This window comes from Pseudomonas sp. EA_105y_Pfl2_R69 (assembly GCF_963970915.1).
GTDB lineage: Bacteria > Pseudomonadota > Gammaproteobacteria > Pseudomonadales > Pseudomonadaceae > Aquipseudomonas.
Window position 1 is genome coordinate 114,423 of sequence record NZ_CAXAOO010000002.1, and the last position, 19,448, is coordinate 133,870.

The 19,448-nt window shown below is 63.1% G+C and carries 22 protein-coding genes and 1 pseudogene; 10 read left to right on the forward strand and 13 right to left on the reverse strand.

Features of this window, described 5'->3' with window-relative positions; translation table 11 throughout:
- Window positions 1–138: 138 nt before the first annotated feature.
- The 5 genes and pseudogenes from AACY13_RS06400 to AACY13_RS06420 all read right to left on the reverse strand — a co-directional run bounded on the left by AACY13_RS06400 (window position 139) and on the right by AACY13_RS06420 (window position 4,287).
- Window positions 139–538 (reverse strand): annotated as a pseudogene (locus tag AACY13_RS06400) (hypothetical protein).
- Window positions 539–1,162 carry an SCO family protein gene (locus AACY13_RS06405; protein WP_339460172.1) on the reverse strand — a complete coding sequence of 208 codons (624 nt, stop codon included), beginning with the start codon at window positions 1,160–1,162 and terminating at the stop codon, window positions 539–541.
- Complete coding sequence (locus tag AACY13_RS06410) at window positions 1,155–1,970, reverse strand: formylglycine-generating enzyme family protein (protein WP_339460174.1); 816 nt, start codon at window positions 1,968–1,970, stop codon at window positions 1,155–1,157. Before AACY13_RS06410 ends, AACY13_RS06405 begins: the two co-directional genes overlap by 8 nt.
- Entirely contained in the window at window positions 1,967–3,283 is a 1,317-nt protein-coding gene (nirK, locus tag AACY13_RS06415) for a copper-containing nitrite reductase (RefSeq protein ID WP_339460176.1), read from the reverse strand. Before nirK ends, AACY13_RS06410 begins: the two co-directional genes overlap by 4 nt.
- A 602-nt stretch (window positions 3,284–3,885) precedes the next feature.
- Window positions 3,886–4,287: a hypothetical protein gene (locus AACY13_RS06420; RefSeq protein WP_339460178.1), complete on the reverse strand. Its 402-nt coding sequence runs from the start codon at window positions 4,285–4,287 to the stop codon at window positions 3,886–3,888.
- 202 nt (window positions 4,288–4,489) lie between these two features.
- Here AACY13_RS06420 and AACY13_RS06425 point away from each other — a divergent pair, with 202 nt between their 5' ends.
- From AACY13_RS06425 to AACY13_RS06455, 7 genes are all read left to right on the forward strand, one after another.
- Window positions 4,490–4,897, forward strand: a complete 408-nt coding sequence (locus tag AACY13_RS06425; protein WP_339460179.1) for a hypothetical protein — start codon at window positions 4,490–4,492, stop codon at window positions 4,895–4,897.
- 120 nt (window positions 4,898–5,017) lie between these two features.
- Window positions 5,018–5,347, forward strand: a complete 330-nt coding sequence (locus tag AACY13_RS06430) for a hypothetical protein (RefSeq protein ID WP_339460181.1) — start codon at window positions 5,018–5,020, stop codon at window positions 5,345–5,347.
- Window positions 5,334–6,755, forward strand: a complete 1,422-nt coding sequence (locus tag AACY13_RS06435) for a TolC family protein (protein ID WP_339460182.1) — start codon at window positions 5,334–5,336, stop codon at window positions 6,753–6,755. The genes AACY13_RS06430 and AACY13_RS06435 overlap by 14 nt, the downstream gene beginning before the upstream one ends.
- Window positions 6,756–6,771: 16 nt before the next feature.
- Window positions 6,772–8,184 carry a multicopper oxidase family protein gene (locus AACY13_RS06440; RefSeq protein WP_339460184.1) on the forward strand — a complete coding sequence of 471 codons (1,413 nt, stop codon included), beginning with the start codon at window positions 6,772–6,774 and terminating at the stop codon, window positions 8,182–8,184.
- 90 nt (window positions 8,185–8,274) lie between these two features.
- The gene (locus AACY13_RS06445) at window positions 8,275–8,778 is read left to right on the forward strand and encodes a cupredoxin domain-containing protein (RefSeq protein WP_339460185.1); all 504 of its coding nucleotides are present in this window, start codon (window positions 8,275–8,277) and stop codon (window positions 8,776–8,778) included.
- A gap of 121 nt (window positions 8,779–8,899) precedes the next feature.
- Window positions 8,900–9,220 (forward strand): copper-binding protein, encoded by a 321-nt coding sequence (locus tag AACY13_RS06450; protein ID WP_339460187.1) that lies wholly within the window; start codon window positions 8,900–8,902, stop codon window positions 9,218–9,220.
- Window positions 9,221–9,615: 395 nt separating this feature from the next.
- Window positions 9,616–11,229 (forward strand): M28 family metallopeptidase, encoded by a 1,614-nt coding sequence (locus AACY13_RS06455; RefSeq protein WP_339460189.1) that lies wholly within the window; start codon window positions 9,616–9,618, stop codon window positions 11,227–11,229.
- Window positions 11,230–11,277: 48 nt separating this feature from the next.
- On the opposite strand, the gene AACY13_RS06460 is transcribed toward AACY13_RS06455, so the two are convergent.
- A complete protein-coding gene (locus AACY13_RS06460) occupies window positions 11,278–11,649 on the reverse strand; it encodes a glutaredoxin family protein (RefSeq protein ID WP_339460190.1) in 372 nt (123 codons plus the stop codon).
- Window positions 11,650–11,782: 133 nt separating this feature from the next.
- Between AACY13_RS06460 and AACY13_RS06465 the strand changes: the two genes are divergently transcribed.
- Window positions 11,783–12,019: a DUF3820 family protein gene (locus AACY13_RS06465; RefSeq protein WP_339460192.1), complete on the forward strand. Its 237-nt coding sequence runs from the start codon at window positions 11,783–11,785 to the stop codon at window positions 12,017–12,019.
- A gap of 189 nt (window positions 12,020–12,208) precedes the next feature.
- Here the strand turns inward: AACY13_RS06465 and folE are convergent, their stop codons facing one another.
- From folE to AACY13_RS06485, 4 genes are all read right to left on the reverse strand, one after another.
- Window positions 12,209–12,757 carry a GTP cyclohydrolase I FolE gene (folE, locus tag AACY13_RS06470; RefSeq protein ID WP_339460193.1) on the reverse strand — a complete coding sequence of 183 codons (549 nt, stop codon included), beginning with the start codon at window positions 12,755–12,757 and terminating at the stop codon, window positions 12,209–12,211.
- 82 nt (window positions 12,758–12,839) lie between these two features.
- Complete coding sequence (locus tag AACY13_RS06475; protein WP_339460195.1) at window positions 12,840–13,397, reverse strand: Smr/MutS family protein; 558 nt, start codon at window positions 13,395–13,397, stop codon at window positions 12,840–12,842.
- A gap of 69 nt (window positions 13,398–13,466) precedes the next feature.
- Complete coding sequence (locus tag AACY13_RS06480) at window positions 13,467–13,787, reverse strand: hypothetical protein (RefSeq protein ID WP_339460196.1); 321 nt, start codon at window positions 13,785–13,787, stop codon at window positions 13,467–13,469.
- A 97-nt stretch (window positions 13,788–13,884) separates the two neighbouring features.
- Window positions 13,885–14,481, reverse strand: a complete 597-nt coding sequence (locus tag AACY13_RS06485; RefSeq protein ID WP_339460198.1) for a cysteine hydrolase family protein — start codon at window positions 14,479–14,481, stop codon at window positions 13,885–13,887.
- 252 nt (window positions 14,482–14,733) lie between these two features.
- Between AACY13_RS06485 and AACY13_RS06490 the strand changes: the two genes are divergently transcribed.
- Window positions 14,734–14,868: a hypothetical protein gene (locus AACY13_RS06490; protein WP_339460199.1), complete on the forward strand. Its 135-nt coding sequence runs from the start codon at window positions 14,734–14,736 to the stop codon at window positions 14,866–14,868.
- 44 nt (window positions 14,869–14,912) lie between these two features.
- Here the strand turns inward: AACY13_RS06490 and nhaD are convergent, their stop codons facing one another.
- Window positions 14,913–16,130, reverse strand: a complete 1,218-nt coding sequence (nhaD, locus tag AACY13_RS06495; protein ID WP_339460200.1) for a sodium:proton antiporter NhaD — start codon at window positions 16,128–16,130, stop codon at window positions 14,913–14,915.
- 239 nt (window positions 16,131–16,369) lie between these two features.
- Here nhaD and prmB point away from each other — a divergent pair, with 239 nt between their 5' ends.
- Window positions 16,370–17,299, forward strand: a complete 930-nt coding sequence (prmB, locus tag AACY13_RS06500) for a 50S ribosomal protein L3 N(5)-glutamine methyltransferase (protein ID WP_339460201.1) — start codon at window positions 16,370–16,372, stop codon at window positions 17,297–17,299.
- A gap of 72 nt (window positions 17,300–17,371) precedes the next feature.
- On the opposite strand, the gene AACY13_RS06505 is transcribed toward prmB, so the two are convergent.
- Together AACY13_RS06505 and AACY13_RS06510 are read right to left on the reverse strand one after the other, a co-directional pair.
- Window positions 17,372–17,992, reverse strand: coding sequence for an NAD(P)H-dependent oxidoreductase (locus AACY13_RS06505; protein ID WP_339460202.1), 621 nt, complete (start codon window positions 17,990–17,992; stop codon window positions 17,372–17,374).
- Window positions 17,985–19,379, reverse strand: a complete 1,395-nt coding sequence (locus tag AACY13_RS06510) for a class II fumarate hydratase (RefSeq protein ID WP_339460203.1) — start codon at window positions 19,377–19,379, stop codon at window positions 17,985–17,987. Before AACY13_RS06510 ends, AACY13_RS06505 begins: the two co-directional genes overlap by 8 nt.
- Window positions 19,380–19,448: the final 69 nt, after the last annotated feature.

Below are 19,448 nucleotides of genomic sequence, written 5' to 3' on the forward strand. Positions count from 1 at the left end.
GTTTTACATGGCGCTCAAACTGTTCGGTGCAAAAGTGAATGGGCCACGATTTAATGACTGGCTGCTTCTGGCCGCTTTCTGCCCGTTACGACCATCTGCTCTACCCATCTCCAACCACAACCACCTTCCTTCAGCCCCTCAAATATCCCGAAACAGGTCATGGGCGTTCAGCAGGTCGTAGGCGATCTCCGGGTGTTTTTTCAGGCCGCGGCGGATGGCGGTGGGCAGCGCCTGGCGGGTTTTGCGGAAGAGGCGGGGGAGTTCGTCGATCTCGATCCGGATACCGCGCCTGCTGCGCACTTCGTTGAAGCCGGGGGCGACGGCCAGGCGGATGCCGAGCTGCTCGTGCATGCGCCGTTGCAGTTTTTCCAGCTCGCCCAGGCTCTGCAGGTTTTCCAGGCGCTCGAGCAGGCGTTTTTCCTCCTGGGGGCAGACGCAGGATGCGCAAGTCGTTGTCGGCGTATTCCAGTAACTGCACGCGGCCGCAATTGCAGGCTCCGTGCGGGCAGGCCTGCAGGCATCTGTGTGTGCACCTCACCTATAGCTGTAACGCCTGACGGATCTGCGAGAGCAGGGCCTGGTCCGCGGTGGGTTTGAGCAATGTACTGCTGGCGATGGCCTGACCCTGTGCATTTAGCAGGGTGACCCTGGTGTTGTGGCTGATTTCGCCATTGTCCAGTGCTCGGTACTTGATCTTCAGCGTTGCAGCCAAGGCCCGGGTTTGTCTCTCGTCGGCCGCCACCGCCAGGCGGAAGAAGCGTTCGTCGAGTTGGTGCATGTGGCTCATATGCGCCAATGAGGTCGGCGTATCATGCTGCGGGTTGAGACTGACCATCAGCACCTTGAGCGCGCCCGCTTCGGGTTTGAGTTCGGCGATGGTGCGCTGCAGGCTCTGCATCAGCACCGGGCAGGCCGACGCGCAATCGCCATAAAACATAGTGACCAGCAGTGGCTGTCCGGCCATCTCGCGCCAATCAAAATGCGTCCCCTGTGCATCGGTGAGGGGCATCGGCAAGCCATATAGGGAGTCGGCTGGCACGCTAGCCTGTGCAGTGTCGAGCGAACCTTCCTGCGCCCAGGGCAACATCCCGGGGACCACTAACAAGATGGTGGACAACAGGGCACCGTGCAGCGCCCGACGCAGACATTTGATTCTATTCATTGGGGATTCCTGATAAATGCGAGGCTGGGTCGCGCGCGCAGCGAAAACCCAGATAGTTGCCACCCTGGTTGGCCTCCATGGCGGCCAGCAGGGCCAGGCGGATCAATACCGCGTAGTTGTTCTTGTCGCCTAGCGACAGGGCCGCGCCACCGCAGAACGCCAACTGTTTCTGCTCGCCCTGAGTCCGGCTGTCGCTGCTGACAAACAGGCCATTGAAGTCCTCCACCCACTCCCAGGTCAGCTCGTGCAGATCATGGATGCCGTAGTAATTGGCCGGCTGCAGGCCTATGGCCTGGGGCGGCTGACTGGCTGGACGCGAATACCAGGCGAGAATTCGCGCCAGCCACAGCGAGTCCTCCCGCGCATCGGCGCGTAGTTCGTCGGCCGCAGCGGCAAATTCCCACTCGTACCAGGTGGGTAAACGCGCCTGCTCACTGGCGCAGAAGGCCTGGGCGGCATGCCAGCTGACCTGGGTTACCGGGGCGCGGCCCTGCAACGGTGCAAACGACAGCGGCCCGGCCCACAACGCCAGATAGTCCGCGCCGGCAAGCACCGCTGGCACTGCACCACGCCGCCATTGCGGATAAGCCTGGAGAAACCCCAGGTACTCGGCATTGCTCACCGGCGTGCTGCGCAGCCAGAATGGCTGGATGCTGGCCGGCGAGCTTTCACCATCGGCCGGCAATACGCTGCGGAATTCACCGCCTTCCAGCAACCGGTAGTCAGCTGTCCAGGCACTGGTGGCGAGGCCCGCGCAGCAGAACAGCACTGCGCGGGCGATCCAGATGCACCTCAACTTCTGCTTCACAACTTCTTAATCTGACGCATCTCACTGACCTGCTCCGGGGTCAGTACCGGCTTGCCCTGGTTCATTGCCACATTGATGTAATTGATCACTGCGGCCACGTCGTTGTCGTTCAGGTCCTGCGGCGGCATCACACCGTTGTAGTGCTCACCGTTGACCACCAACTTGCCACTGCGACCGTGCAGGACGATATAGGCCATCTCATAGGGCCGTTCCTGGAAGAAATCGGAGCTGGCCACCGGTGGGAACACCCCGGCCACCCCTGTGCCATCGGGCAAGTGACAGGCCGCACAAACCCGCTCGTAAACCGCCTTGCCACGCGCCATGGCGACATCGCCATTCGGTACCGGCGGTGCCTCGACCTTGGCTGCAGCCACAGCGCCTTTTGCCGCAGGCAGGGGCTTCTTCACACCCTGGCCGAAAATTTCCGGTTGCTCGGCCCCGCTGACCGCCAGCAGGCCTACCGCTCCCTTATTGAAGGCGCGGGTCAACGAGTGGTCGACCAGGGTCAGGTTACCCGGCACCTTCGGCACGAATTCGACGATGGTCGAACCGCCGGGCGGTACCAGAGTGGTCTGCACATTCTCCTGATAATGGCGGCCGCCATCGCCCTGCACGCGGTCGAAGATCGCGCCTATCACATGGAAGCTGGAGGTCAGGTTGGGACCGCCGACGCCGAAATACATCCGTACTTTTTCACCCACGTTGGCGGTCAGCGAGTTCTTGCCGGTCAAGGCACCATCGGCACCGTTAAGCAGCACATAGGTAGGCTTTTCATCGACCGCTTTCTGCATATCGAAATTCTGCAGGCCTTCGGCGCGGTAGGCACCCGTTGTATAGAAATCGCCCTGCATCACGTAGTACTCACGGTCAACCTTGGACATGCCCTCTTTTGGCTCGACCAGGATCATGCCGTACATGCCATTGGCCACATGCATGCCCACAGGTGCCGTGGCGCAGTGATAGACATACAACCCGGGTGCCAATGCCTTGAAGGTGAAGACTGCCTCATTGCCTGGGGCGATCAGGGTTTGCTCGGCACCGCCACCCGGGCCGCTGACGGCATGCAAATCGATATTGTGCGGCAGTTTGTTGCTGGCCAGATTCTGCAGATGCAATTCAACGGTATCGCCTTCACGTACACGAATCATCTTGCCTGGCACGGTGCCGCCAAATGTCCAGAACATGTAGCGCGTACCGGGCGCTATTTCTCTCTCGACCTCTTCCACGGTCAGATTGACCACCACCCGCGCCGGGCTTTTGCGCGTAATAGGTGCCGGCAGCGCCGGGGGGGCGACCAGTTCCTGGACAATCACCGGCAACTCCGCTGCGGCCGCGGCAACTGCCACTGTCGAGGTCAACGCCCAGGTGCAGGAAACCGCTGCACAGATTATTTTGGCTAGTTTGTAATTGAACCCTTTCATGTCCTGTCCTCATCCTTACCGGCAGAAGTATTGATAAATCCAGGCGAAATAGTTGCATGCCTAACGAATCATTGATTGACCATAATCAACGTCCTGAAAATCAGCTGAAATACTGATTCCAGAGAGGGGGGGAGAATGAGGGCGGAGCATTTTTCCGAACGCGATGCCTCCTCTGAATTCAGGGGGCAGTAGTTCCCGATGCCGATTTCCGGCAGCCGAACACGATGCGGTGGCCAGGGGCGTTCGGTCCAATGCCATAAATGGAGCAAGCCAGTCCGTTTGGCTGCGGACTGTATAAGGCCAGAACCATAATGGCGGATGGCATCGTTCCGGGAGGCGGTCGACTGTCAGGTAGCGCGGCTGCAGGGGGCGTTCTGTGCTAACCGCCAGGCCTGCTCTGGTGCTCAGCACTGGCAGATAGCGCTTGGGCTTCCTGCACACGCACCAGGGTGTCGAGGTGTTTTTTGGGTACTTTGCACTTACCGGCAGACCCCTCAAATATCCCGAAACAGGTCATGGGCGTTCAGCAGGTCGTAGGCGATCTCCGGGTGCTTTTCCAGGCCGCGGCGGATGGAGGTGGGCAGTGCCTGGCGGGTTTTGCGGCAGAGGCCGGGGAGTTCGTCGATCTCGATCTGGATGCCGCGCATGCTGCGCACTTCATTGAAGCCGGGGGCGACGGCCAGGCGGATGCCGAGTTGCTCGTACATGCGCCGTTGCAGTTTTTCCAGGTCGCCCAGGCTCTGCAGGTTTTCCAGACGATCAAGCAGGCGTTTTTCCTCCTGACGGGTCAGGCGCAGGATACGCAGGTCGCCGTCGGCGCTTTCCAGCAGCTGCTCGCGGCCGCAGTCGCAGGCTCCGGGCGGGCAGGGTTGGCGGATGGGTGGGTTGGTTGTCATGGGCTCCGATCATAGCCAGCCTGGCGGGTGTTTGCCCATGGGGTTGGCGGGATATGCCGATGTTCGGCTGGTGTCATCGGCTCATCTGCGGGGCCAGCGGCTGTGGGCAAATCAAGCCCAGGCGCTTGCCGGCCATGGACAAGTGGCCGAATCGATGGATAATCCGGCTAATCCAACTTTGTTCGAAGACAGCCCTATCGCCATGCGCACACTGCGAATTGCCCTGATCTGGATGCTGATGCTCGCCCTTCCGGCGCAGAGCATGGCTGCCATCGGCATGCAGTTATGCGCGTTGACCCAGGGCGACTCAAGCAGCCAGCAGATGGCGGCCCATCACCCGGCTGTCATGGCTCCCCAGGCCATGCAGGCCTCCGCCCATGGCGAACATCATGGCGGCGACAGTGCCGCCCCCTCCGGCACCTCCGTACAGCCCGCCGATAACAGCCTATGCAGCCTCTGCGCTTTTTGCGTAGGTGCGGTGGCGCTGAGTACGGTGGTTGCCAGCAATAGCCTGCCGCATGCCGTCGAGCCGTCCCTGGCGCGACTGGAGCGCTTTATCGGCTTTATCGCCGAGACCCCGGAAAGACCCCCCCGCCTGTTTCTCGCCTAAGCCAAACCGCGTTTTTACTCGCCCGCAGCCGTTGTTGCCGAGGCCAGTGTTAAACGCATTTAGCTACTAGCCGGTGCTGCCTGTGATATGCGGGCGCGCCGCTGCTCGCGAGATTATCAGATGATGCGTTTGTTTTTTGCCCGGCGGACGTTCGCCTGCCTGTGCTTGTTGGCGCTGCCGGTCAGCGCCTGGGCCGAGTTGCCCGACCCACTGGATGCCCAGGCCGCCGCGCCGGCTGTGCACTATCAATCACCGCTCAAGACCTACCAGGGCTTTAGCGAACAGCCGCTGCAGGATTGGCGCGAAGCCAATGAGCTGGTCGGCCGTATCGGCGGCTGGCGCACCTATGCCCAGGAGCCCTACGCCGAGGAAGTTTCGGCGCAGCAGCCCACCGAGCCGGCTGTCGAGCCGCCGGCCAAGCCAATGGAGCAGCACCATGGCCATCACTAAGGCGCGACGACTGAATGGCTTTTTGCGCCTGGCCGGGCTCTGTAGCCCCCTGTTGCTGGCCGGTTGTGCCGGCTTTAGCCAGGACGGCGGCTTTGCCACGGTCGAGCAGGCCAGCCAGGCGCAGCTGGACAAGCAGCTCACCTGGGTGAAAACCCCGGAGCAGCGCAGCCAGGTGGCCGAGCGGGTCGCCGAGCTGCTGGCCGAGCCGCTGACGGTGGATGCCGCAGTGCAGGTGGCGCTGTTGAATAACCCCGGCCTGCAGGCAAGTTTCGATCAGCTGGGTATCGGTGAGGCCGAACGGGTGCAGGCCGGACGCATCCCCAATCCGGGCTTTTCCTTCGGTCGTCTGGAGAAGGGCAGCGAGGTGGAATACGAGCGCGGCCTGCATATCAACCTGGCGCGGCTGATCGCCATGCCGCTGACCTCCGGCATGGAGGCCAAGCGCTTCGAGCAGGTGCAGCGGCAGACCAGTCTGGCGGTGTTCGAACTGGCCAGCCAGACCCGCAAGGCCTGGTACCGCGCGGTGGCGGCGCAGGAGAGCCTGGGCTTTATGGGCCAGGTGATGGAGTCGGCTGAAATCGCGGCCGAGTTGGCCAGGCGGCTGGCGGCGGTGGGTAACTACAGCGCCCTGCAGCGGGCCCAGGAGCAGAGCTTCTATGCCGATGCCGGGCTCAACCTGATCCGCGCCGAGCAGGCCCGGGTGCAGAGCCGCGAGCAACTGACCCGCCTGCTCGGCCTGTGGGGCGAGCAGCTCGGCTTCCAGTTGCCCACACGCCTGCCCGAATTGCCGGCCACGGCCGAGCAACTGGCGGATGTCGAGCGCCTGGCCATGACCCAGCGTCTGGATATCCAGGCCGTGCGCCTGGACGCCGAGCGTCTGGCCAAGAACCTGGGGCTGAGCAAGACCACGCGTTTTATCAACGTGCTGGAGCTGGGCGTGGTGAATAACCGCTCCAATGAGGAGCCGACCCAGCGCGGTTACGAGATCAGCGTCGAGCTGCCGCTGTTCGACTGGAGCGGGGCCAAGGTGGCCAGGGCCGAGGCGCAGTACCGGCAGATGCTCAACCGCGCCGCCGAAACGGCGATCAACGCGCGCTCGCAGGTGCGCGAGGCTTACCTGGGTTACCAGGCCAGCCATGACCTTGCCCGGCATTACCGCGACGAGGTGCTGCCGCTGCGCGCGCGCATCGCCGAGGAAAATGTTCTGCAGTACAACGGCATGTTTATCAGCACCTTCGAGCTGCTGGCCGATGCGCGCAAGCAGGTGCTGGCAGTGGATGGCTACCTGCAGGCGCAGCGCGACTTCTGGATCGCCAAGGCCGACCTGGATATGGCCCTGCTGGGTGCGCCCAGCCTGTCAGCGAGCACACCGGCCATGGCCGCCACCGACGAGCCCGCCGGGCACTGATCAAGGACAACTTCCCATGGTTTCACGACGTGATTTCTTTCTCGGTGCCAGCGCGGTTACTGCAGCTGTCGCCACCTCTGCGGTCAGTCGGGTATCCCTGGCCGGCATACCGGAGGCGGTGTCCCAGGGCAGCGCCGATACCCAGCCGCCGCTGCAACCGCCGAACGGCCGGCCCTATAACCCGGTGGTGACCCTCAACGGCTGGACCTTGCCGTGGCGCATGAACAACGGGGTCAAGGAGTTCCACCTGGTGGCCGAGCCAGTGGTGCGCGAGCTGGCACCCGGCTACAAGGCCCACCTGTGGGGCTATAACGGCCAGTCGCCGGGGCCGACCATCGAGGTGGTGGAGGGCGACCGGGTACGCATCTTTGTCACCAACAAGCTGCCCGAGCACACCAGCATTCACTGGCACGGCCAGCGCCTGCCCAATGGTATGGACGGCGTCTCGGGGCTGACCCAGCCGGCGATTCCGGTGGGCAAGACCTTCGTTTATGAGTTCGTCGCGCGCCGCCCCGGCACCTTTATGTACCACCCCCATGCCGACGAAATGACCCAGATGGCCATGGGCATGATGGGTTTCTGGGTCACCCACCCCAAGGAACACCACCCGCTGATCAGCGAGGTGGACCGCGATTTCTGCTTCCTGCTCAACGCCTACGACATCGAGCCCGGGGCAGCCACGCCGAAGATCATGACCATGCTCGACTTCAATCTGTGGACCTTCAACAGCCGCATCTTCCCCGGCATCGACCCGCTGGTGGTGCGCCAGAACGACAAGGTGCGCATCCGCGTCGGCAACCTGACCATGACCAACCACCCGATCCACCTGCATGGTCACGAGTTCGAGGTGACCGGTACCGATGGCGGGCCGACCTCGGCAGGCTCGCGCTGGCCGGAGGTGACCACGGATATCGCGGTGGGGCAGATGCGCCAGGTCGAGTTTCTCGCCGACGAGGAGGGCGACTGGGCCTTCCACTGCCACAAGAGCCACCACACCATGAACGCCATGGGCCACGACATTCCGACCCTGGTCGGTGTCGACCACCGCGACATGACCCGCAGGATCGCCAAGCTGATCCCCGATTACATGGTCATGGGCGAACGCGGCATGGCCGATATGGCGGAAATGCAGATGCCGCTGGCGGACAACACCGCGCCGATGATGACCGGCGACGGCCCCTTCGGCTCGGTGGAAATGGGCGGCATGTTTACCGTGCTCAAGGTGCGCAAGGACCAGCCCGCGGGCGACTACCGCGACCCTGGCTGGTTCAAGCACCCGGCTGGCACCGTGGCCTATGAATGGCAAGGAGACTTGGTCAGACCCGCGCGTTCGAGCGATGCCGGTGGGCAGTCGATGCCACTCAAGCAGCCGATCGGCGAGCCGGTTGAGGTGCAGGTGCGTAAACCTAGTAGCCATGCCGGCCATTGATAGGAACTGTAGTAGCGGTTGTTTTAAGGCATCGCAGGCAAGCCCGCTCCTACAGCGAATGTGCAGTTATTCGATATCGAGGACATACCCATGAGTTCACCGTTAAACCTTGCAGCCCTGGTGCTGGCCCTTAGCGCCTCGCTGAGCGTCGGCCCAGTGTTGGCCCATAGCGAATCCCATGCCAAGCCTCAGGCCCAGGAGGTGATCAAGGAGCAGAAGCCCTGGGGCATTGCCGGCGATCCCGAGCAGGTCAGCCGCACCATCGAGATCCGCATGAGCGATGCCATGCGCTTTACCCCCGACCGCCTCGAGGTCAAGCAGGGCGAAACCATTCGCCTGGTCCACCGCAATGGCGGCCAGGTGCTGCACGAGTTCGTCATCGGCACTCAGGACGATCTGGATAAGCACGCGGCGCTGATGGTCAAGTTCCCCGGTATGGAGCATGACGAGCCCTATATGGCCCACGTCGGACCGGGCAAGACCGGTGAGATCATCTGGACCTTCAACCGCGCCGGCGACTTCGACTTCGCCTGCCTGATCGCCGGCCATTACCAGGCGGGGATGGTCGGCAAGGTTCGGGTTGTGGCGGATTGAGAGTGCTGTCGCTAACCCGGACTCGCCTGTGCAGTGCGGACAATTGCGGCCGCGCAGTACCTGTGCGGGCCGATAAATGATCGGGGCGGTCGTATGGCCGCCTGACTTGAGGAGCAAGACCATGAAGCAACTACTGATCGCCTGCCTGTTGGGCAGCCTGGCGTTTGCGGTACAGGCCAGCGATGAACACGGCGGCCACGAGGCCGCGCAGACGACTGCCAGCATGAGCCAGGGCGAGGTGCGCAAGATCGATGCGGACCGGCAGAAGATCACCCTGCGCCACGGCCCTATTGCCAATATCGGCATGCCGCCGATGACCATGGTGTTCGACGTCAAGGACGCCGCGCTGCTCGAAGGGCTCGCGGTGGGCGACAAGGTCGGCTTTGTCGTCGAGCAGCAGGGCAGCCAGTTTGTCGTGACCGAGCTGCAGGGCGCGCAGTAACGCCGCCGTTGGCCGGGCCGCGGGCCGGTCCGGTTTGCTCTATGGGCCTGAGTGCGCGCCCTTAGGCCGTGTCTCTGCGTCCAAGGGCCGGCGCTTGAGTGTCGTATAGCCTGGGCTGCCTAGGGGGGCGCGCACACCAGGGGTTTATGGGCTGCGCCGGCGCGCACGGCGCACCCTACAGAGCCCTTCCGATACGCCCCAGATCTCATTTGACCAGGCATTTTTTGACCTGGTGCTCAATTTTGAGCGCCGGGACGGCGTTCGATCCCTAAATGGAGAACCGAAAGGACAGGCGCGAGTCACTGCTTATGGTCGCGTCCCCAGGGAGCCGTAGGGGGCAGTGGCAGATGCCATAGACGACCAGCACAACACAATCTATCCAAGGATGATTTCCCATGACGAAGAAGAACAATGTTCGTTGGGTTGTTGGTTCGCTCGCTTTAATAGCCTCCACCGCCGGTATTGCCGCCTCGCCCAGTGACAGCGAGCGCTTCAATGATTTCTGGACACCAGGCAAACCGCCGCTATCGGCGTGCAAATCGCCGCTGCTGGTGGGCACTCCGCTGGGCTTGCCCCACTGCATGCAGGCCAGCAAGGTGCTGACCCGTCTGCAAGCCCTGGAGGATATCGCCAGCCTCAATGGCGGCAACCGCGCCGCCGCGCAGCCGGGCTATCAGGCCTCGGTCGACTACGTGCGCAGCACCCTGGAGCGTGCCGGCTATACCGTCACCCTGCAGGCCTTCCCCTTCACCTCTTACGAGCCGATTGGCCCAGGCACCCTGAGCATGCTGCTGCCGACGCCGACCGACTACGTCTGGGACGAGGATTTCACCTACCTGTCGCAAACCGAAGCCGGCGATGTCAGCGCCGCCGTGGTGCCGGTGGATCTGATGCTCGGTGCCGGCAATACCTCCACCAGCGGTTGCGAGGCAGAGGATTTCGCCGGCTTCCCCAGTGGCTCCATCGCCCTGATCCAGCGTGGCACCTGCAGCTTTCAGCAGAAGGCCGAAAATGCCGCGGCGGCTGGTGCGGCGGGGGCGGTCATCTTCAATCAGGGCGACACCGAAGATCGCAAGGGCCTGATGAACGCGACCCTGGGCGATACCTATGCCGGCGGTATCCCGGTGTTGTTCAGCACTTATGAGGTCGGTGCCGATTGGGCGCAGACCGCAGGTGTGCAAGTGCGCATGGTGGCCGATGTCGAACGTAGCCGTACCGAAACCCATAACGTGATCGCCCAGACCCGGCGCGGCAACCCGAACAATGTGGTGATGGTCGGCGCGCACCTGGATTCGGTGGGCGAAGGTGCCGGCATCAACGACAACGGCTCGGGCAGCGCCGCGTTGCTGGAAATGGCGGTGCTGATGAGCAAGGCCCACCCGCTCAACCAGGTGCGGTTCGCCTGGTGGGGCGCGGAAGAGTCGGGGCTGGTCGGTTCCACCTACTACGCCAGCCAGTTGCCAGACGAGGAGAAGCAGCAGATCAGGGCCTACCTGAACTTCGACATGATCGCTTCGCCGAATTTCGGCAACTTTATCTATGATGGCGACGGTTCGGATTTCGGCCTGCAGGGCCCGCCCGGCTCGGCTGCCATCGAGCGTCTGCTGCAAGCCTACTTCGACCTGCGCGGCGCGCCGGGGGAGGGCACCGAGATCGACTTCCGCTCCGACTATGCGCAGTTCTTCGAGGAAGGCATCCCCTTTGGCGGCCTGTTTACCGGGGCCGAAGATCTGAAGAGCGAGGCGCAGGCGCAGAAATTCGGTGGTGCAGCCAACCAGCCATTCGACCCGTGTTATCACGATGCCTGCGACGACATCGGCAATATCAATATGGATGCGCTGGAGCTGCATGGCGACGCCATGGCCTTCGCCACCAGCTGGTTGTCGCTGTCGACCAAGGTCATCGACGATGAAATCGCCGCCGTCGAGCAGGCCCAGCAAGGCCGTGCCCTGCAGCGTCAGCAGTCGGTGCGCGATATCGAGCGTTGGGGCAAATACTTTATCAAGTAAGCCTGTGTAACGCTGCGCCAGGGGCAACCCCTGGCGCAGTCCTGGGCGTCAAGCGCTGGCGAAGCGCTCGTCCAGATAGGCGATGATCGCCTTGGACTCATACAGCCAGGTGCTCTGGCCGTTTTCTTCGATGCGCAAGCACGGCACCTTGATCTTGCCGCCTAATTGTTCCAACTCGCTACGCGCCTGGGCGTCGTTTTTCGCGTCGCGCAGGGCCACCGGCACATTCAGCTTGTGCAGGGTGCGGCGGGTTTTTACGCAGAACGGGCAGGCGTGGAACTGGTACAGTACGAGGTTGCTGGCGCTTTGCTCGACAGCCGCCTGGGTTTCAGCTGGACGTTTGAGTTTGGCCGGACGGCTGATCCAGTCGAGGAAGACGATCAACTGGCCGAGGCCGATGCGCAGTGCCTTGATAATCATGCTGGGGCAAACCTTGGGTCGATAAACAGGGGCGCGCAGCTTACCCGAGTTTTTCCGCCTTGGCCTGGCCCCGGGCCGAACGGCATAATCCGCGCTCGATTGCCGAACCCTGCCGAACCCTGCCGAGCCTGCGATGAAACCCGAAGACCTGTTATTGCTGGTAACCCGCGAGATGCCTTTCGGCAAACACAAGGGCCGTCTGCTCGCCGACCTGCCGGGTAACTACCTCAACTGGTTCGCCCGCGAAGGCTTCCCCCAGGGTGAGATCGGCCGGCTGCTAGCGTTGATGCAGGAGATCGACCACAACGGCCTGTCCGGTTTACTCGACCCGTTACGAACCAGGCCGCGGGTGCCGTTCAAGGGCCAGTAAGCCATGCGCAGCGGTCCGGTAGGGTGCGCTGTGCGCACCAGCCTAGGCGGCGGGCACCTTGGTGCGCGCGGCGCACCCTACGACAGCAGGCTTGCACGCATATGAGCGGCGCAGCCTGACGCCTTGCCGCAGCAGGGTGCAGTCAATAAAAAACCGGCGCATGGCCGGTTTCTTCTGCAGCGGCTCTGATCAGTTATTGACCAGGCTGAGGAACTCGCTGCGCGTTGCGGCATTTTCGCGGAACTCGCCGAGCATCACCGAGGTGACCATGGAGGAGTTCTGCTTCTCCACGCCGCGCATCATCATGCACATGTGCTGTGCCTCGATCACCACCGCCACACCCAGGGCACCAGTGACCTGCTGGATGGCCTCGGCGATCTGCCGGCTGAGGTTTTCCTGGATCTGCAGGCGGCGTGCGTACATGTCGACGATACGCGCGACCTTCGACAGGCCGAGCACCTTGCCGCTGGGGATATAGGCGACATGGGCCTTGCCGATAAACGGCAGCAGGTGGTGTTCGCACAGCGAGTACAACTCGATGTTCTTCACCAGCACCATCTCGCTGTTATCGGAGCTGAACAGCGCACCATTGGTGACTTCTTCGAGGGTCTGCTGATAGCCCTTGCACAGGTACTGCATGGCTTTGGCGGCGCGCTTGGGGGTGTCGAGCAGGCCTTCGCGGGTGGCGTCCTCGCCCAGTTGGCCGAGAATCGCGGTGTAGTTCTGTTCCAGGGACATGATCTTCCTGTGGCACTAGCGGATATATAGATGCGCAGGTTAGGGGGCCGTCGCGGGGCTGGCAAGTGCGGCAGCCGTCCGCTTACTCGTCGCGGCCGTCCATCATGGTGCGCTTGAGCATGACATAGACCGCCCCGGTACCGCCGTGCTTGGCCAGGCAGGAGGTGAAACCCAGTACCTGCGGGTGCTGGCGCAGCCAGGTGTTGACGTGGCTCTTGATCATCGGCTTGCGGCCGTCCATGCGTACCGCCTTGCCATGGGTGATGCGCACGCAGCGCACCTCCAGCCTGTTGGCCTCGGCGATAAACTCCCAGAGGGTGTCGCGGGCCTTTTCCACGGTCATGCCGTGCAGGTCGAGGCTGCCTTCGAAGCTGATCTGCCCCAGCTTGAGCTTGCGCATCTGGCCTTCCTGGACGCCGTTGGCGGCCCAGTACAGCGGGTCTTCGGCACCGACATCGATGACGAACTGGTCGGACAGACCATCGACCTTGACCGATTCCACGCGCGCCGTGGCGGCCTGGCGCAGAGTGGCCAGTTGCGCCCGGTTGGGTTTCGGTTTGCCGGTGTCGGCGCGATCGTGTTTGATCGGTTTGACGCCACGTAATTCGGCTTTAAAGAGAGAGAAGTCGTCGTCTTGCATCTGGGCCTCCGCGAAGGCCGCTAGTGTACCCAAGGTCCGGGCTTAAGTGCGGCTTGGATCGGCCCGCCATCAGTCGCGTTTCTTCATCAGGTGCGGGGCGATGCTCAGGTCGCCGGAGCGACGCAGGCGGCGGCGACAGCGCCGCCAGAGCATGATGGCGAAAAACAGCATAAGCAGCCCGATCGCCACAAAAGTCGCGGCGGCGGCAGGTGACTCGTTCAGCGGGCCGAGTGCGGCGGGCTGGCCGAGCAGTGTCGCGGCCCCGGCCATTGCCAGCAGTACGCCGAACATGCACAGCAGCGCCGCCAGCCCTGCACCTAGGCGCAAGCGCCAGTTACCGGAGCTGCGGGGCCGCAGGCGGCGAGCATCAAAGCCATCTGATGGTTTCATTGCGAATTCCTTAGAGGCTAACGCCGGTATGACCTGCTGCTACTGGCGTGGTTCAACTGGGGCGCGAGCGGCGTGCGGCTTGTGGGGCCGCCCGACCTCAGAGCAGGGCACTGGCGCGGGGGACCACCGCGGCAAAATTGTCCGCCAGGGCGATCATTTCGGCGCGGTGCATATCGGCGGCGCTGATCACCTGGCCGTCCAGGGTCGGCAGGTCGCGGGTGGCGCAGGCGCTATCGACCAGGGTGCAGCGATAGCCGTAATCCTTGGTGGCGCGCACCGTGGTGCTGATGCTGGAGTGGGTCATAAAGCCGCAAATGATCAGGTCCAGATGCCCCAGCTTCTGCAGGTGCTCGTGCAGATCGGTGCCGGAAAAGGCATTGGGCATGCGTTTTTCCACGATAAGTTCACCAGGCAGCGGCGCGGCCTCCGGCAGGTGATGGCCGCGGGGGCCTCGCGGGTCGAGCAGGCCATCGGGAATGCCCAGGTGCTTGACGTGGACGATGGCGCAGCCTTGAGCGCGGGCTGCCGCCAGCAGGATGGCGATTTCTTCCAGCGCAGCATCCAGCCCCGGCAGCTGCAGGACGCCGCTGCGATACTCCTCCTGAGCATCGATGATCAACAGGGTCGCATTGTTCAGGCTGGCAGGTGCATGGCTGCGGCCGGTCAGCGTGAACAGGGTTTGGGGGATGGACATGGCAGGGTACTCCTGGCTGGCATGGACGACTTCCTGCATTGTCCGCCTCTGGGCTGCTGCTGTGAACCTTTGCGGGACATTGCGCCAGAATCACCGTCCTGCTGACGACATGGGCAGGCGGCGGCAAACCGCGCGAGTCGTTACCGCGGGGGTGTTTGGCGCGGTGCGGCTGGCCTTGCGTATGGCCGAAGCGACGAGCAGAATCGAACCATTCCCGAGGATGGGGTGTCGTAGCGCAAAAGGAGTTGCCCAATGAGCCTGCTATCGCTGTTTTCCGAACATTTCTGGTTGTTGTTCGCCCTGGCGGTTTCCATCGCCGTGCTGCGCGAGTTAAGGCTCAAACGTGATGAACCGGCCCTGAGCGAACGTCGCCAGAAGCGCGGCTGAGCCGCGCCTGGAGCAAGCCCCGGCGCGGTCTCACCCGGCCGCCGTCAGTAAAGCCCAAGCAGCTCGAACTGCAGGTACCAGACGCCCAGCGAGCCGAAGAAGTTGACCAGAATGGCCGGTAGGAATTTCAGGTGCACGCCAAAGCTGTAGGTCTTGTCCAGGGACATGGCCATCACCCCGGCGGCCGAACCGACCACTGTCAGCGAACCGCCCACCCCCACCATCAGCGCGTTGAGCGCCCACTGCTCCAGACCCAGTTGCGGGTTGGACATCAGCGCCGCGGCTTCCACCGGCACGTTGTCCATTACCCCGGAGGCGACCCCGAGTACCAGGTTGACCGCAGTCGGGTCCATCACCTCGAACAGTCGGGAAATATACGACAGCCAGCCGACATGATTGAGGCAGGCCACCGAGGTGATGATGCCGATAAAGAACAGCAGGGCGTTCCATTCCACCTTCTGCAGTTGATCCTGCCAGGGCAGCTCGATGCCGCGCTGCATCAGCAGCCAGGCATACAGGGCGACAAAGCCCAGGCCGATGCCGATGGCGAACTCGATGCTGACTTTCAGCAGGATATTGCACAGCACCGCACCAACCACGGCGAAGAAACCGACAATCGCCAGGCCCGCGCCGCCCGGCTTGAGGCCGGTTTCCGTCTGGTCGGCCAGATGGATCAGGCTTTCGCCGTCCAGTTTGCGCAGATAGAACAGGTGCAGGGTGGCGGCGAACAGCAGCCAGCCGATCAGGGCCGAAGGAACCAGCAGCAACAGCCCGGCGATGCTGATCTTGCCGGCCAGCACCACCATCAGGCTGGTCGAGGTGCCGAGAAACCAGACCCCGCTGTTGGACGCCACGACGATATTGCACAGCGATATATGGGTGTAACGCTGGTTGGTGGAGATGCTCTTCACGGTTTTACCGAAGATCATCGCCGTGGTGATGTTGTTGAGAAAGGGCGAGAGCAGCGCTGACAGGGCTCCGGTGGCCCAGAACATGCCCTTGGCACCCAGTCCCTTGCGCATCAGGTAGCCGTTCAGGGCGGTGAATACGTTCCGCTCGTTGAGCAGTTCGACCACCATCCACATAAAGGCCATAAAGGCGATCAGGCCAAAGAGTTCTTCCTTGGTCTCATTCTGCGCATGGAGGAAATACTGGAAACCATTGGGGTCGTTGATCGCATAGTGGGCACCGATAACGATCAGACCGGACATCATGAACATCGCCGGTTTGAATTTATCCATTTCCAGTTGTGCTTCAAACACTATCAGCGTCATGCCAATCAGGAATATCGCCAACACGAGCAAGCCCGTGATCGAGAACGGATCTATGACCATTTTGTGGAGGTCTCGGAGGAGGGGGGGAGGGGTTGAGAAAGTGTTACAAATTATATCCCTGTCTCGCGGGCTTTGGCAGCGCTACCTGCGTGCCGCTGCGGCGTTTTCGTGCAGGAATGCGTCCTTGGGCTAGAATGCGCGATCTTTAGCCCCCGGAGACTGCTCCTGTGACCGCCACCCCCGTTCTCAACACCCGCCTGCGCACCGTGCGCGATTACATCCGCTGGGCGGTGAGCCGCTTTCAGGGCGAAGAGTTGTTTTTCGGCCACGGCACCGACAATGCCTGGGATGAGGCGCGCCAGCTGGTGCTGGGAGCCCTGCACCTGCCTTATGAAATAGCCGACAGCTACCTCGATTGCCGCCTGGAAGATGACGAGCACGCGCACCTGCATGAGTTGCTCAAACGGCGCATCGATGAGCGCGTGCCGACCGCCTACCTGCTGGGGGAGGCCTGGTTCTGCGGCCTGCCCTTTATCGTCGACGAACGCGTGCTGGTGCCGCGCTCGCCGATTGCCGAGTTGATCGAGCAGCATCTGCAGCCCTGGCTGGGCGAGGAACCCCAGCGCATCCTCGACCTCTGTACCGGCTCCGGCTGCATCGGCATCGCCTGCGCCTACGAGTTCCCGGAGGCCGAGGTGGTGCTTGGCGACCTGTCCTACGAGGCCCTGGAGGTGGCCAACCAGAATATCGAGCGCCATGAGCTGGATGCTCGGGTCTACACCGTGCAGGGCGACGGCTTTGCCGGACTGCCGGGTCAGCGCTTCGATCTGATCGTCTCCAATCCGCCCTATGTGGATGCCGAGGATTTCGCCGAGATGCCGGCCGAATACCAGCATGAACCGGCCCTGGGCCTGGCCTGTGGCGAGGATGGCCTGGACCTGGTGCGGCGCATGCTGGCCGAAGCGGCCGATCATCTGACCGAGCGGGGGCTGCTGATCGTCGAGGTAGGCAATAGCCAGGTGCATGTCGAGGCGCTGTACCCGGAGGTCGACTTCACCTGGCTGGAATTCGAGCGCGGCGGCCACGGCGTGTTCCTGCTCGCGGCCGCGCAATGCCGCGAGCACCAGGCGCTGTTTCGTTCCCGGGTCGACGGCTGATCGTTGAGCGAGCCCCGACGCAAACCACGACCGGGCTACGGTTGCGATACCTTCTGGATTACACCAAGGCTCCTAGGCGCGCAGGCCCAGGCGTTCGGCGCGGCGCAACCAGCCCTGGCGCTGTTCTTCGGAGGAGGGGCGGACCGGGGCGAATTCGGCCAGGCGGCGGGTCTTGATACCGCTGAAGCCGAGGATGGTGCGGGTCATCTGCCGGTGTGCCGGTGCGCCGTAGATCCAGCGGAAGTACCAGGGCGGGGTGTCCATGGTCACCAGCAGGTCGGCGGTGCGGCCGCTGAGCAGCTTGTCCCACAGCTGTGAGCGGTTACGGTACTTGAAGGCGAAACCGGGCAGAAAAGTGCGGTCGAAAAAGCCCTTGAGCAGTGCCGGTATGCCACCCCACCAGACCGGGTAGACGAACACCAGATGCTCGGCCCAATGGATCTGCCGCTGGGCTTCCAGCAGGTCCGGTTCCAGGGTCTGGCTCTGCTCGTAACCGTCGCGTAGCACCGGGTCGTAGCTCATCTCCCCCAGATTCAGATGGCGCACCACATGGCCTTTGCTGCGTGCGCCCTGGGCATAGGCTTCGCCCAGGGCGTGGCACAGGCTGGTGCTTTTCGGCGTGCCGAGAATCATCAGGATGCGCTTGCCATCGCCTTCCAGTGGCGTTGCGCCGCTCTTTGCTGCTTCACTCATGTTGACCCGCCTCCAGCATGTTTTCGGGACGCACCCAGGCGTCGAACTCTTCGTTGTTCAGGTAGCCGAGTTGCAGCGCGGCCTCACGCAGGGTGCTGCCCTCCTGATAAGCCTTCTTGGCGATTTCCGCGGCCTTGTCATAGCCGATATGCGGGTTCAGCGCGGTTACCAGCATCAGGCCGCGTTCCAGGTGCGCGGCCATCTGCGCGCTATCCGCTTGCAGGCCGGCGATGCAGTGCTGCTGGAAGTTGTGGCAGCCGTCGGCCAGCAGGCGTATCGATTGCAGCAGGTTATGGATGATCACCGGCTTGAATACATTGAGCTGCAGATGCCCCTGGCTGGCGGCAAAGGTGATGGTCGTGTCGTTGCCCAGCACCTGGCAGGCCAGCATCGACAGGGCTTCGCACTGGGTCGGGTTGACCTTGCCGGGCATGATCGAACTGCCCGGCTCGTTGGCCGGCAGGCGCACTTCGGCAAAGCCGGCGCGCGGTCCGGAGCCGAGCAGGCGCAGGTCATTGGCCAGCTTCATCAGCGCCACGGCAAGCACCTTCAGGGCCCCGGACAGTTGTACCAGGGGCTCGTGGCCGCTCAGGGCGGCAAACTTGTTCGCGGCGCTGACCAGTGGCAGGCCGCTCAGGGCCGCCAGTTCGGCCGCCATGGCCTCGGCAAAGCCCTGCGGCGAGTTGAGCCCGGTGCCGACCGCAGTGCCGCCCTGGGCCAGTTCGCAGACGCCCGGCAGGGCGGCGCGGATGGCGCTTTCCGCATAGGCCAGCTGGGCGACAAAGGCGGAGAGCTCCTGGCCGAAGGTGATAGGTGTGGCATCCATCATGTGGGTGCGCCCGGTCTTGACCAGCTTGGCATGCCGCTCGGCCTGTTCCTGCAGGCCGTCACGCAGCTCGCGAATGGCCGGCAGCAGCCGCTGCTGCAACGCCTGGGCGGTGGCGATATGCATGGCGGTGGGGAAGCTGTCGTTGGAGCTTTGCGCGCGATTGACGTGGTCGTTGGGGTGCACCGGGCTCTTGCCGCCGCGCACGCCGCCGGCCAGTTCGTTGGCGCGACCGGCGATGACTTCGTTGACGTTCATATTGCTTTGGGTGCCGCTGCCGGTTTGCCAGACCGCCAGGGGAAACTGTTCGTCGTGCTCGCCGGCGATCACCTCGTTGGCCGCCTGCTCGATCAGCCGGGCAATATCGGCGGGCAGCTCGCCGATGCGCTGATTGACCCGCGCCGCGGCCTTCTTGATCAGCGCCAGGGCATGCACCACGGCCAGGGGCATGCGCTCCTCGCCAATGGCGAAGTTGATCAGCGAGCGTTGGGTCTGTGCGCCCCAGTAGGCATTGGCGGGGACATCGATGGGGCCTAGGCTGTCAGTCTCTGTGCGGCTCATGGGGGGACTCTCCGGAGGATGGCGCAAGATTAGGCTATCGCGAAGGGGCAGAGGTTCCAATGCGCAGAG

Bases quoted from the DNA above. Each gene is read 5' to 3' on its own strand.
- AACY13_RS06445 (WP_339460185.1), top strand. From the start codon at position 8,275: ATGAGTTCACCGTTAAACCTTGCAGCCCTGGTGCTGGCCCTTAGCGCC.
- AACY13_RS06485 (WP_339460198.1), bottom strand. From the start codon at position 14,481: ATGTCCATCCCCCAAACCCTGTTCACGCTGACCGGCCGCAGCCATGCA.
- AACY13_RS06440 (WP_339460184.1), top strand. From the start codon at position 6,772: ATGGTTTCACGACGTGATTTCTTTCTCGGTGCCAGCGCGGTTACTGCA.
- folE (WP_339460193.1), bottom strand. From the start codon at position 12,757: ATGTCCCTGGAACAGAACTACACCGCGATTCTCGGCCAACTGGGCGAG.
- AACY13_RS06405 (WP_339460172.1), bottom strand. From the start codon at position 1,162: ATGAATAGAATCAAATGTCTGCGTCGGGCGCTGCACGGTGCCCTGTTG.
- AACY13_RS06475 (WP_339460195.1), bottom strand. From the start codon at position 13,397: ATGCAAGACGACGACTTCTCTCTCTTTAAAGCCGAATTACGTGGCGTC.
- AACY13_RS06455 (WP_339460189.1), top strand. From the start codon at position 9,616: ATGACGAAGAAGAACAATGTTCGTTGGGTTGTTGGTTCGCTCGCTTTA.
- AACY13_RS06435 (WP_339460182.1), top strand. From the start codon at position 5,334: ATGGCCATCACTAAGGCGCGACGACTGAATGGCTTTTTGCGCCTGGCC.
- AACY13_RS06425 (WP_339460179.1), top strand. From the start codon at position 4,490: ATGCGCACACTGCGAATTGCCCTGATCTGGATGCTGATGCTCGCCCTT.
- AACY13_RS06505 (WP_339460202.1), bottom strand. From the start codon at position 17,992: ATGAGTGAAGCAGCAAAGAGCGGCGCAACGCCACTGGAAGGCGATGGC.
- AACY13_RS06490 (WP_339460199.1), top strand. From the start codon at position 14,734: ATGAGCCTGCTATCGCTGTTTTCCGAACATTTCTGGTTGTTGTTCGCC.
- AACY13_RS06465 (WP_339460192.1), top strand. From the start codon at position 11,783: ATGAAACCCGAAGACCTGTTATTGCTGGTAACCCGCGAGATGCCTTTC.
- AACY13_RS06510 (WP_339460203.1), bottom strand. From the start codon at position 19,379: ATGAGCCGCACAGAGACTGACAGCCTAGGCCCCATCGATGTCCCCGCC.
- AACY13_RS06460 (WP_339460190.1), bottom strand. From the start codon at position 11,649: ATGATTATCAAGGCACTGCGCATCGGCCTCGGCCAGTTGATCGTCTTC.
- AACY13_RS06480 (WP_339460196.1), bottom strand. From the start codon at position 13,787: ATGAAACCATCAGATGGCTTTGATGCTCGCCGCCTGCGGCCCCGCAGC.
- AACY13_RS06430 (WP_339460181.1), top strand. From the start codon at position 5,018: ATGATGCGTTTGTTTTTTGCCCGGCGGACGTTCGCCTGCCTGTGCTTG.
- AACY13_RS06450 (WP_339460187.1), top strand. From the start codon at position 8,900: ATGAAGCAACTACTGATCGCCTGCCTGTTGGGCAGCCTGGCGTTTGCG.
- AACY13_RS06420 (WP_339460178.1), bottom strand. From the start codon at position 4,287: ATGACAACCAACCCACCCATCCGCCAACCCTGCCCGCCCGGAGCCTGC.